At 42.0% G+C, this 11,619-nt stretch carries 13 protein-coding genes; 7 read left to right on the forward strand and 6 right to left on the reverse strand.

The window, feature by feature from the left end; all coding sequences use genetic code 11:
• The first annotated feature begins 56 nt into the window (after nucleotides 1–56).
• Complete coding sequence (locus ACM0OW_RS15615) at nucleotides 57–965, forward strand: iron-siderophore ABC transporter substrate-binding protein (protein ID WP_414551059.1); 909 nt, start codon at nucleotides 57–59, stop codon at nucleotides 963–965.
• Here the strand turns inward: ACM0OW_RS15615 and ACM0OW_RS15620 are convergent.
• Together ACM0OW_RS15620 and ACM0OW_RS15625 are read right to left on the reverse strand one after the other, a co-directional pair.
• Complete coding sequence (locus ACM0OW_RS15620; RefSeq protein ID WP_414551060.1) at nucleotides 952–1,161, reverse strand: hypothetical protein; 210 nt, start codon at nucleotides 1,159–1,161, stop codon at nucleotides 952–954. The two genes, ACM0OW_RS15615 and ACM0OW_RS15620, sit on opposite strands and share 14 nt — an antisense overlap.
• A 39-nt stretch (nucleotides 1,162–1,200) precedes the next feature.
• Nucleotides 1,201–1,332 (reverse strand): hypothetical protein, encoded by a 132-nt coding sequence (locus ACM0OW_RS15625; protein ID WP_414551062.1) that lies wholly within the window; start codon nucleotides 1,330–1,332, stop codon nucleotides 1,201–1,203.
• Between the two features lie 131 nt (nucleotides 1,333–1,463).
• Here ACM0OW_RS15625 and ACM0OW_RS15630 point away from each other — a divergent pair, with 131 nt between their 5' ends.
• The 4 genes from ACM0OW_RS15630 to ACM0OW_RS15645 all read left to right on the forward strand — a co-directional run bounded on the left by ACM0OW_RS15630 (nucleotide 1,464) and on the right by ACM0OW_RS15645 (nucleotide 4,959).
• A complete protein-coding gene (locus tag ACM0OW_RS15630; protein ID WP_414551064.1) occupies nucleotides 1,464–1,664 on the forward strand; it encodes a hypothetical protein in 201 nt (66 codons plus the stop codon).
• Nucleotides 1,661–2,056, forward strand: a complete 396-nt coding sequence (locus tag ACM0OW_RS15635; protein ID WP_414551066.1) for a type II toxin-antitoxin system VapC family toxin — start codon at nucleotides 1,661–1,663, stop codon at nucleotides 2,054–2,056. The genes ACM0OW_RS15630 and ACM0OW_RS15635 overlap by 4 nt, the downstream gene beginning before the upstream one ends.
• A gap of 426 nt (nucleotides 2,057–2,482) precedes the next feature.
• Nucleotides 2,483–4,252: an ABC transporter ATP-binding protein gene (locus tag ACM0OW_RS15640; RefSeq protein WP_414551068.1), complete on the forward strand. Its 1,770-nt coding sequence runs from the start codon at nucleotides 2,483–2,485 to the stop codon at nucleotides 4,250–4,252.
• 5 nt (nucleotides 4,253–4,257) lie between these two features.
• On the forward strand, nucleotides 4,258–4,959 hold the full coding sequence (locus tag ACM0OW_RS15645; protein ID WP_414551070.1) for a DUF547 domain-containing protein: 702 nt from the start codon (nucleotides 4,258–4,260) through the stop codon (nucleotides 4,957–4,959).
• Between the two features lie 265 nt (nucleotides 4,960–5,224).
• Here ACM0OW_RS15645 and ACM0OW_RS15650 read toward each other — a convergent pair whose 3' ends face one another.
• Both ACM0OW_RS15650 and ACM0OW_RS15655 read right to left on the reverse strand, forming a co-directional pair.
• Nucleotides 5,225–5,959: a TIGR04283 family arsenosugar biosynthesis glycosyltransferase gene (locus tag ACM0OW_RS15650; RefSeq protein WP_414551072.1), complete on the reverse strand. Its 735-nt coding sequence runs from the start codon at nucleotides 5,957–5,959 to the stop codon at nucleotides 5,225–5,227.
• A gap of 51 nt (nucleotides 5,960–6,010) precedes the next feature.
• Entirely contained in the window at nucleotides 6,011–6,490 is a 480-nt protein-coding gene (locus ACM0OW_RS15655) for a rhodanese-like domain-containing protein (RefSeq protein ID WP_414551074.1), read from the reverse strand.
• 33 nt (nucleotides 6,491–6,523) lie between these two features.
• Here ACM0OW_RS15655 and ACM0OW_RS15660 point away from each other — a divergent pair, with 33 nt between their 5' ends.
• Both ACM0OW_RS15660 and ACM0OW_RS15665 read left to right on the forward strand, forming a co-directional pair.
• Entirely contained in the window at nucleotides 6,524–7,402 is an 879-nt protein-coding gene (locus tag ACM0OW_RS15660; protein WP_414551076.1) for a DUF72 domain-containing protein, read from the forward strand.
• 237 nt (nucleotides 7,403–7,639) lie between these two features.
• Nucleotides 7,640–8,080 (forward strand): hypothetical protein, encoded by a 441-nt coding sequence (locus ACM0OW_RS15665; RefSeq protein ID WP_414551078.1) that lies wholly within the window; start codon nucleotides 7,640–7,642, stop codon nucleotides 8,078–8,080.
• A gap of 32 nt (nucleotides 8,081–8,112) precedes the next feature.
• Here the strand turns inward: ACM0OW_RS15665 and ACM0OW_RS15670 are convergent, their stop codons facing one another.
• Together ACM0OW_RS15670 and ACM0OW_RS15675 are read right to left on the reverse strand one after the other, a co-directional pair.
• Entirely contained in the window at nucleotides 8,113–9,624 is a 1,512-nt protein-coding gene (locus ACM0OW_RS15670; RefSeq protein WP_414551080.1) for an FAD-dependent oxidoreductase, read from the reverse strand.
• Nucleotides 9,625–9,693: 69 nt separating this feature from the next.
• Nucleotides 9,694–11,550, reverse strand: coding sequence for an ATP-binding protein (locus tag ACM0OW_RS15675; RefSeq protein ID WP_414551082.1), 1,857 nt, complete (start codon nucleotides 11,548–11,550; stop codon nucleotides 9,694–9,696).
• Between the last annotated feature and the right edge of the window lie 69 nt (nucleotides 11,551–11,619).

Genomic DNA, 11,619 nt, shown 5'->3' on the forward strand with positions numbered 1-11,619 from the left:
TATTAATAGCTTTATCCGTTCTTTTGGTTACAGCTTGCAACAGTTCAAAGATGCAAATGAGCAATATTTCAACGGAACACGCAACGAATATCTCAATACCTTGCCGAGTTGTAAAACACTCAATTGGGGAAGCCTGCGTTCCCAATAATCCTAAACGGTTAATTGTTATTTCCCACCGTGCTTTGCTAAGTCATGCACTCACTCTAGGTGTTAAACCCATTGGTAGTAATGCTAATACACTTGAGGATCTTAAAGGAAAATATTTGCGTGAACAATCCTTTTTAGGCGAAAAAGTAGAGGGAATTCAGCAGGTAGGACTACCAGACAACCCTAATTTGGAGAAAATCTTGCTGCTTAAGCCTGATTTAATTTTGGCTTGGGAAGCTTCTAAAACAATATATCCTTTACTTTCTCAAATCGCACCTACGGTACTCATTCCTTTTGATATGCCCGACTGGAAAGACCATTTTAATTTGGTGGCTGAAATACTAGGGAAAGAAGCAGTAGCGCAGCAAGCCTGGGAACAATATTATAAGAGAATTGAAGAACTCAAAGCAGCATTAGGCGATCGTTATGAAAATCGAACCATTTCGGTTGCTAGTACTTCTCCTTCCAACAATTATGTTTTAGTCAAAAATTCATTTTCGGGTTCCATTCTTGATGATGTTGGACTGCAACGCCCAGCAGCACAGGATGTTATTAACCCTGATCGTGGAATTTTTAATATCTCTGAGGAAAGGCTGGATATACTAGATGGCGATTTTTTGTTTCTTCTATACACTTACGATTATGGAGAAATGGAGACTTATCAGAGATTAAAGAAAAAGCCCATTTGGAAGCAGCTAAAAGCTGTTAAGAATAATCAGGTTTTTCTCGTCGATTTTTGGACATGGACATGGAATGATCCGTCTGCTGCTAATGCTGTGATTGATGACCTCTACAAATACCTCGTCAACACACCTTAAACTGATTTCCCAACACCCGATCGCCTGCCTTTATGTCTATTCTGACTTCAAACAGTACACAGTCATCCTGGGAGCAAATCTCGACTGCGATCGCTTTGATATCAACTACCTTACCTGAGCCGTGGGGCGAAGCTTGCGCGACGTAAGTCGTTCGCCATCTACAGAAGGTTGGGTGAAACGTAGTGAAACCGAACAAAACTAACTGATAAAACTCATAGCTCCCATGATAACAAACCTACAAAAATGATTGCAAGTACTCAACAGTATTTGAACTTTTAATCGCTTGCTTAACTACTTGCAATTTCTGCAAATCACTAATTTGGAAGATAGTCAGCATTAATTCTAAACCATCTAAACCAAACTTCATTTCCAATGTTTTTGATAACCGCTACAAATACCTCTTCAATACTTTTTAAGTCAAACAATGGTATCGTATTATTATATTATTTAGGCATGAAGAGGGGGTATAATATCACTAAGCTGAAAAATACTTGACTTATGCTAATTCAAAAGATTGTTCAAGAACTGCAAGATATACCTGAAGATAAACTAGCAGAACTTTATAACCTAATTCATTATTTTCGACTAGGTTTAAATCAGGAACGCACACAACCCCGCACCCCTGGTTTATTGAAAGGGCAACTTGGTGATGCTTTCTTTGAACCACTCCCAGAAGAGGAACTCCAACAATGGGAATGAGCTACCTTCTTGACACCCATATCTTTCTATGGTGGCTCTTTGACGATCCAAAGCTCCACACTGACTGCCGAGAAATCATTCGCAACCCAGTAAATCGCATCATTGTTAGCAGTGCTTCCGCTTGGGAAATTGCCACCAAATACCGCATCGGCAAACTACCCGAAGCCAAACAACTGGTTGAACAATATTCGCAAATACTGCATCAGGCTAAATTTATCGAACTTGCCATAACTACAGATCATGCCCTTAGAGCAGGAAGCTTACCAATTGCCCACCGAGATCCTTTTGACCGCATGATAATGGCTCAAGCTGAACTCGAAAGCTGGCCTGTTATCACCTATGACAGAGCCTTCCAGACTGGACTGATTGAGGTAATTGGCGACCTCAAGTAAAATCTACTCCCAGCACAAGTACGATTGGGTGGCAAGGAGTTGACGCACAACTAACTTCCGTACCAGATTAAGATAGACAGTTAGTGCGATCGCGTGGACAAGCGTAGGTTGAGGAGCCACTGCGTTGCGGTAGTTCCTCCGTTGTAGCAAATGGCGTTGAAACGTAGTGTAACCTCACAAAACTGATCAAGCAAACCAATAAACTTTCAACTACCGTAACTTAAGTTAATAATTTATCTGCGATATGTGGGCAACAACAATGCAACGCTTTACCCATTTATCGGGACAAGACTAATAATTTTTTTACTACTGATATCGGAAGATTTTGCCATGTCTAATTAATTGCAAAAAATAAATTTTGATCAAAAATTTTAGTTTTTAAATTTTAGTTTTTAGTTCACTCCTCTTATGAACCTGTCCATCAATATGTCAAAACCTGCTGCTCACCCCCTACCGCGTTTACTGCGCTATGCCAAACCCTATCAACCTCAAATTTGGGGTGCAGTTCTTTATTCGATTCTGCGTACTCTATTAGACCTAGCACCACCTTATCTCATCGGTATTGCCGTAGATGTGGTAGTCGAACGAGAAACTTCTTTAATTGCGCGGTTTGGTATTCAAAATCCCCTGAATCAGTTATTAGTATTGTCTATGCTGACGATCGCCACTTGGGGTTTAGAATCCCTCAGCCAATATGCAGCCGACAAAATTTGGCGTAATTTAGCACAAACCCTACAACACGAATTACGAGTTGATACTTACAACCACTTACAAGAACTAGAACTTGCTTACTTTGAAGACCGCAGCATGGGTATCCTGCTATCTATTCTCAATGATGACATCAACCAGCTTGAGGGCTTTTTCAACTCTGGCGCTCAGAACCTCATCGGCTTTTTCACGCGAGTATCTGCGGTGGGGATGAGCTTTTTGCTTTTGGCTCCCGGTATTGGGTGGCTGGCGATGTTACCCATCCCGTTTATCCTCTGGGGAACGTTCACCTTTCAATCCCGGTTAGCTCCCCGCTATGATACAGTACGCGATCGCGCCGGAATTATCAGCGATCGCCTCGCTAACAACATTTCTGGTATTGCCACCATCAAAAGCTTTACGGCTGAAGCTTATGAAAGCGATCGCGTTTACCAAGAAAGTGAATCCTATCGTCGCAGTAACAAACAGGCGATCGCCTTGAGTGTGGCTTTTCAACCCGTGCTACGATTTTTGATTTTACTAGGGTTTGTGCTGACGCTGTATCTGGGTGGTCGGGAAGTGCTACAAGGTAGCCTGACTGTGGGTACTTATGGCTTTATGGTGTTTATTGTGCAAGATTTACTCTGGCCGTTCACTTTTCTCAGCGAAATCATGGACGAATATCAGCGAGCGATGGCTTCGGTGCGGCGTGTCATGGGTTTACTGGATACCTCTGTGACTATTCCCCACGGACAGCAATTATTACCGACAGGAACCGTCAAGGGTCAAGTACAATTTGATAATATTACCTTTGCCTACAACGAACGCAAAGATATACTCAAAAATTTATCTCTCCAGATTCCCGCCGGAGCCACAATCGGTATTGTGGGAGCAACGGGTTCTGGTAAAAGTACGTTAGTTAAACTTTTACTACGGTTTTATGAGGTACAAAGTGGACGTATTTTAATTGACGACATTGATATCCGCGACCTCAATTTATGCGATTTACGTCGTTGTATCGGTTGGGTGAGTCAGGATGTGTTTTTATTTCACGGTACGGTAGCTGAGAATATTGCTTATGGTAGTTTTGATGCAAGTCACGATGAAATTATTCATGCTGCCAAATTAGCTGAGGCTCACGAATTTATCCTGCAACTACCCCTTCAGTACGATACTATTGTCGGCGAACGGGGTCAGAAGCTTTCGGGTGGGCAAAGACAACGGATAGCGATCGCTCGTGCTATTCTCAAAGACCCAGCAATTTTAATTTTAGATGAAGCTACCTCTGCGGTGGATAATGAGACGGAAGCGGCTATTCAGAAATCTTTAGCTATCATTACCCAAAATCGGACTACGATAGCCATTGCCCATCGTCTATCTACAATTCGCCACAGTCATTGTATTTATGTCATGGCTCACGGTCAAATTGTCGAGCAGGGTCAGCATGAGGAATTGCTAGCGCTGAATGGAATTTATACAAATCTTTGGCGTGTACAGTCTGGAATTTGATATTTATGATTGATTTTGAACCCTGGGATCAGTTACTGCGTCAGTATGTTGACCAAGCCGGATGTGTAAATTATCTTGCCTGGAAACGAGAACAACCGCAAGCGATTTATCATTGGTTATCCAGCCAAAAACATCTGTCTTTGCCATCTAATTCTTCCACGACTGCACAATTAGCATTATGGATTAACCTCTACAACGCATTTACGATTTCAACAATTTTAGAACGATACCCAATTAAGTCAATTCGCCCGCAAATCTTAGGAATTCCCAACTGGCTGGCGTTTTTGTGGTTCTTCCAACGTCAAGCTTATGAACTTTTTGGTCAGCGTTACAGCCTCGCTCAAATCGAGAACCAAATTCTCCGAGACAAATTACAAGAGCCAAAAATTCATTTTGCCATAGTTTGCGCTTCCGTTGGTTGTCCTCTGCTGCGTCCGGGAGCTTATTTTCCTGAACAAGTCACTCAGCAGTTAGATGAAGATGCTCATCGTTTCATGAATAATCCTGAGAAAGTGCGCTATGATTCCCAAAATCAAATACTGTACTGTAACAAAATTCTTAAGTGGTATCGTCAGGACTTTTTAAAGGTTGCGCCCTCGGTTCCAGAATACATTGGCTTATACCTGAAAACAGATCCACCCTTAACCGCCTCAACACCAATTTCTTATTTGCACTATGACTGGAACCTGAATCAGCCGCATTGCTAAGTAAGTCGGCGCAAATAAACCCAATTATGTAACAGAATGTAAAACTCCCAAGAGCCTTGCGATTGCTTCATTCCACTTCGTTCCACTCGCAATGACATACATCGAAATTTTCACGCCGACTTACTTAAATCAGAGTATAAAATGCCCAAAATACCAAAATACCTTGCCTTTTCTCTATACCTTTGCGCCTAACGCACTTCGTGCTTCGCTTCGCTGATGCGCCTTTGCGTGACACAAATCCATATTCTCAATCAGCAACGCCAAATCAGCGAATATCTTGATAAAACCGCTTGAGATAAGTTGCTGAAACACCAATTCCCCACAAAAACCCGATGTAGAGATAAATTGCAGTGGCTTTCCAACTTCCCCATTTTGCCACACGACGATCAGAACTTTGGACAATACGGTTAACTTGATAAATTCTTCCCTTCTTGACAAGTTTGAGGCATAAATCCCCATCCTCCATAATTGGTAATGCTGGATCAAATCCGCCACAATCCCAAAAATCATGGCGACGACAAAATATCACCTGATCTCCAAATAACAGGCGTAATCCTTGAAAAAATAGGTAAGGTTTAAACAGCAGTGGGGCGTAATAGGTTTTGAGATAATTATGTAAAGATATCCCCCAGCGAGTCGTTTGAGAGCCTACCATTAAAGAAATAAAGCCCCCACAGGCAATATTTGGCTGGGCTAGAGTTTGGGAAATCACCTCGACTAAATCATCCGGAACACAAGTATCAGCATGGAGAAAGCAAACAATATCTCCAGTTGCGGCTAATGCGCCGTAATTCATTTGAATAGAACGCCCCGGTTCTGCACAGGAGAGAACTTGTACATTTACCACTCCCTGAGCGATCGCCAAAGTTTGATCACAGCTACCACCATCCACCACTAAAATTTCCCAAGCTGGAGGATTTAGCAAAGTCAGCTGGCGTAAAGTTCGCCCCAAGCTGGTTTGTTCATTTAAAGTCGGAATAACAATAGAAACATGAGACATTTATACAAGCAAAAATAATAAAATGCCCTTGTCAAGCATAACGCGAAAAAATTATCTCTCCGCGCCTCTGCGACTCTGCGTGAGCTTTCCATCTTGCAACAATTTTCCCCACATCGCATTATATGGATGAATACACTGTGTAACTTCCTCATTTTGAAACATGAGTCTTCCTTCATTTGCCCATTGAAAAAGACCACCACTCAAATTAAAAACACGGGTAAATCCTGCTTGCTGAAGCTGTTGGGCAATTGTGGCACTACGATAGCCAATTGAACAATACACAACTATAGGCGTGTCTTTTTCTACTTCTGATAATGCTTGCAAGTCAGGCGCAATCGGATCAATATGTACTGCTGATTTCAGATGACTTACTTCATATTCTGCTTGACTGCGGGCATCAATTACCAAAGGCTGTATTTTTGTAGAATCTAATAACCACTGAGCGAATTCTTTGGTGCTAATTTGGCCAATGTGCGGAAACTTTAGCCTGATTAGGAATTTGCAGAAATTCAGGGCAAGCGATGATCGCATAAAATTAATGTAGTGTCATACACATATAGCAGAGTGAACTTTTTTCTGGGTTGTGCAGTTTGGGCATATAAAGGTTGGATAGATGAACTCTATCCCCAAGGTACTCGTGCTGCGGAATTTCTTCACCTCTACAGCCGTCGCTTCACCACTGTAGAAGGTAACACTACATTTTATGCTGTGCCGAACCAAGAAACCATCGCTCGTTGGGCGAATGAAGTACCACCGGGTTTTGAATTTTGCCTCAAATTACCACGAGATATCACCCATAAAGGTTTACTGCAACCCTCTATACCCGGTGCTTTGCAATTTCTAGAGGTGACGAGTCCTCTAGGTAAGCATCTTGGCCCCGTCTTTGCTCAATTACCTCCCAGTTATAGCCCAGCATACCTTGATGATTTGACGGCTTTTTTGGAGGCTTGGCCGCGTACAGAAGCACCTTTAGCCGTAGAAGTTAGACATCGTGACTGGTTTAATGAACCTCATGTAAGTATTTTGACCAATCTTTTGGAAAAGTTAGGTGTGGGCAGAGTGTTGTTAGACTCCCGCCCGATCTACACTGGAGAAGATGATCCACAATTAAATTCAGAACGGCGTAAACCCCAATTGCCATTGCAATTTAGTGTAACAGCCCCTTTCATCCTGATTCGATTTATTTCTCACCCAAATTTATCAACGAATCAGCCTTTTATGGAAGAGTGGGTAACACAAATTCAGCAGTGGTTACAGGCGGGAAAACGAATTTATTTCTTTGTTCATTGTCCTATAGAAGAGCGATGGGCTACGCCCCGCCTTTGGCGATCGCCTGGAACAGCGCGTTACTTCCAAAAGCTATTGTCACAACATGGTACAGAAATTCCGCCTCTACCTTGGAATAAGCTTGATTATCCTCCCAATCAATTGAGTTTATGGTAGTCTTAGGAAAATGACATTTACTCTTATTTAAAAAAGAGTGATAATGGTTATTACAATGATTTTGTGACCAAACTCGACACACTCCCCCCTAATCAAAAAAAGGGGTAATACCCCTCTTGGCAAAAATAGCAAGAGGTGAACTACAACGCCTAAATTAAATTACCCAAAGATATTGAATGTTGATGTGTAATTGAGGCGATTGTGGTAAAACAAGCAGTTATATTAAAGGAGGTTAAGATGAGTCGTCTTATTTATGAAAAATCAGTTTCATATCAAGGATATCTCATCATTCCATTCGTTTTTGGCAAAGCGGATAACTACGAAATTTATTCGTATAAACTCTTGTCAGAAATTGGACGTGGAAGCAAATTTCATAAAGCCGATAATCCAGCCGAAATCTATGGCAATAGCATCAATAATATTGTTGATATTGCCCAAGAACATATTGACCAAAATTCAGAGTTTGTCAGTCAGGGAGATAGTTTCAAGTCTCGCTATGTATACGGCAATAACTTGATTATCGTCTTTCAAGAGGGGGATAAATATTTTTATGATCATTATCCCCCAGAACTGTTGAATAATATTGCCGCCCCCAAATTATTCAAGTCTGAATATGAGTGCTTGAATTGGATTCAGCAAGGACTCAGTGGACAATATATGCGGCAAAGAGCAAGTTGACTTTTTTTTTGAGTTGTTTGTCGTAGATTCGGCTAAGGCAACCAAAAATCAGGCAAAACCGATTTACCCAAGTCGCGCACACTTTGATTGAGCGATCGCGCCATTTGAATGTGCGCTTCGTCCTCTTCTACAGGTATAATCTGGGCAGGCTGACCCTGACCTAAATAGGAAACTGCTAAATTTGCGGCTTCTAAACCTGTGACATAAGCCTTCTCCTGAGACCAAGAACCGTGACGATTGACAATCCAATCACCACTCATAAAGACGTTCTCAAAACTGGTCTTAGCTGGCAACATATAACGATAGCTACCAGGGGCGAAGTGAGTCACTGCATTAGGTAAGCGAATTACACTGCTATCTATTACTTCAGCCTTGCCAAAGGCTGGGACACAAGTTGTTAAATAATCCTTGACTTTAGTAATGATGTCTGCGTCATTCATGCTGAGAAACTGATTGGCATGATAGAAATCAACTTCAATCACCGTTCCCGGCTCATTTTTGTACTCATCATGTAGAGCATTTAAATCAAAAAATGTCCATCCTGTGGTGTCATCAAAGCCAAAGCAAGCATTAGAAGGACGAGGAACCTCAATTTTGCGGTCAAACCATAAACGGGTGGCTAAAACGTCAATTGCCCCTAAATTACTTAAATTGCGGAACTCTTCCCGGCTTTGTAAACTGGGACTATTGGCAACAATTTTCTGCATCCCAGTGACACCAACGGCAAAAATTACCGCATCGGCATCAAATACTTCATCACCACAAACCACACCCTTGGCTTGATTTTGACTATCCACAATTAAGTCAGTTACACGCCTCTGGGGTAGAACTTTCGCGCCAGCTTTTTCTATTTTTTCCACCCAAGGACGAAATATTTTTTCTCCAACTGTTCCGCGACACCAAACCACATCAAAATCAGCTTGATGCGCCAGAATAAAAAAGTACAACATTCCTAACGTGGCGGCGGCTGAACATTGTTCACCTGGGGCAAATAAGCCCACTAATAACATTGGTTCAAAGGCTTCTTTGTAAAGTCGGGCGGAAACACCAAAATCTTTGAATAATTCACGGGCTGTGACAAAATCATAACGCCGCCAAGCCTCATCAGAATTATCAAAATCCACCACAGAATAAAGTAAAGGCAAAGCGCTGATGCGGTCGATTAAAGGTAATCGCTGAAACTGAGTATAAACAAAAGTACCCAGAGGCGAAGGTAATCGCGGTAAATCTTGAAAAATTGGTGATTCAACTTCCAACCCCGCAGGAGAATATTGGGCGGAACGAGTCCAGGTAGTAAAGGGATTTATTTCTAATTCATTAATTAGGGAAAAAATATTTCTGTAAGGATACCAAAAGCCGTGAATTCCCGCTTCTACAGATTTTCCGTCTGTGGTTTTCCAACCGGCGACTAATCCACCAGGGTAGGAACCAGCTTCCAAAAGTGTGACATCGTACCCTTGTTTTGCCAAATGGTAGGTTGCACCTAAACCAGCCCAACCAGCACCAACAACCACCACCCGTTTTGCTTGCAACCCGACTGTCATAACAATCTCCAAAAATTAACCCACATTCCGTCCTTTCTTGTACAGACGCGATTCATCGCGTCTCCACCCTCAAGATTGGGCTGGTATCCATACAGTGAAAACTGAACCAATAGCTACAGTTGATTCTACTTCAATTCGACCCCGATGTAGTTCTACAAGTTGTTTGGTTAAAGCTAAACCGAGTCCTGTACCTTCGTGGCTGCGGCGATAGGGTGTATCGAGTTGCTGAAATTTTTCAAACAGTAGTGGTAATTGTGCTTCAGGAATGCCAATTCCAGTGTCTTCGATTTGAAAGATAGCCATATTATCTTCTACCCAAATCCGCAAAGTGACACTGCCACCTTCTGGGGTAAACTTAATGGCATTAGTTAACAGATTCCACAGAATTTGTCCAACTCGTCCCACGTCAGCTTTAAAGCGATCGCGTTGGGGATCGATTTGCAAATCCAGTTTAAGATTGATTTGTTTGCTGTCAGCTTTTTTGAATAGGGACTCTACAGAACTTTTGCCTGTTTCCGTCAAAGAAAATGCTGTGATATTTAAGACTGTTTTCCCCGCTTCAATTTGTGATAAATCGAGGATGTCGTTAATTAGTTCTAATAAATGTTCTCCACTATCATGGATTGTTTGCAGATAATCCCGTTGGCGTTGACTCAATTCGCCCATAGGCCAACGTAACAAAGTGGAAGACATCCCGATGACGTAAGTTAAAGGCGTAAGCAATTCATGGCTGATAGTAGCGAGAAATTGATTTCTGAGACGACTAGCAGCTTCAGCCGCCAGTAAAGCCTCCCGCAAAGCCATTGTGCGTTCAATGACGCGTTTTTCCAGAGTTTGTTTTTCTGCTGTGAGGGTGCGTGTCACGTCTTGCAGAGATTGCTTTAACTCAGATTGATGAATGGCGATCGCTAATTGTTCAGCTATGGACGTTAATAAGCTTTTCTCATTCTCACTCCATTGTCGCGGAGTGTGGCATTGATGAGCAATCAACAACCCCCATAGCTTTTGTTCAAAGATAATTGGTGCTACCAATTTTGCCCTGACTTGGCTATTTCTTAAAAAATTCAATAAACACTCTTCCAGAGCATAAGTCTTTTCGACATCATCAACAACTAAAGTAAATCCTTGGCGATATTTTTCCCAACAGGTCGAATTGTTGGTAAAGCAAGTTTCTTCTCGATAATCCAACACCGATGAAATAGCATTTTCAGCGCAAACTTCGTGGACGACATAACCCCCAAGGCGTTGGGCTGGGGTTTCGTGACTATTGACTTGAGACGTTTCAAATTTATATACTACTAACCTGTCAAGTTCCAAAAACTCCCGCACTAAAGCCATTGCTGTCGCCATAATGACTGGCAAATCCAAGTTTTTGCGGATTTGGGTTGTCACCTGATTTAACAAATGCTCTCGCTGCATTCTGTGTTTCCAGGCATCTTCCACAGGTGGACAGTCATCAACTTGAGTTTCGGTAATTTCCTCAGTTAGCTGTGGCAGGAGATACTCTAATAACAACAGCGTAAACTTAGTTTGGATCTCGGTTTCATTCGGTTTAAGAGCTTGACGATAGCGTTCTAGATGTTGATGAGTGTAGGAATTACCATCAAACAAGTCTCGCACCTGGGAAACAAATAAAGCGATCGCTTCCGAATTAAATGTCAAACTAGTATTTAATCCTGGGGAATTTTTCCGTTCCCCTTGCTCCTGCGTCCCTAGCAAAAGTGCGCTAAACTGCTCAGAAATCACCAGCGTAAATCTTTGACTCTGCCACTCCAGTGGTATGTCAACCCTTGCCAAGACAGCTTCTGTGAGTACCAGTACAGTAGTTCCTACTACTTGAGCCATCTGCTGTAACAATTCCCCAAGCTGATTAAAAACAACTAAAGGCAAGTTTCGAGAAAAACTCAAATCAGGAGAACTAAGCATTTTCAATGGTCTGTGAATAAGTTGCTCAATGCTAATGTTTTCTAACCAACAGTTTAAGACAGTAATACA

The organism is Anabaena sp. CCY 0017 (assembly GCF_963920885.1).
GTDB lineage: Bacteria > Cyanobacteriota > Cyanobacteriia > Cyanobacteriales > Nostocaceae > Nodularia.